1 rRNA gene is annotated in these 261 nt (G+C 52.1%); it reads left to right on the plus strand.

Annotated features, from left to right (window positions below):
* Positions 1–261, plus strand: a 23S ribosomal RNA gene (locus tag J1781_RS00055); the annotation flags it as partial.

Here is a 261-nt window from a genome sequence, read left to right on the forward strand (position 1 = left end):
AGCTTGACACTGAACATTGAGCCTTGATGTGTAGGATAGGTGGGAGGCTTTGAAGCGTGGACGCCAGTCTGCGTGGAGCCAACCTTGAAATACCACCCTTTAATGTTTGATGTTCTAACTCGGCCCCCTAATCGGGGGTGAGGACAGTGTCTGGTGGGTAGTTTGACTGGGGCGGTCTCCTCCTAAAGAGTAACGGAGGAGCACGAAGGTTAGCTAATCACGGTCGGACATCGTGAGGTTAGTGCAATGGCATAAGCTAGC

Source organism: Rahnella perminowiae (assembly GCF_019049695.1).
In the GTDB taxonomy this organism is placed as follows: Bacteria; Pseudomonadota; Gammaproteobacteria; order Enterobacterales; family Enterobacteriaceae; genus Rahnella; species Rahnella perminowiae.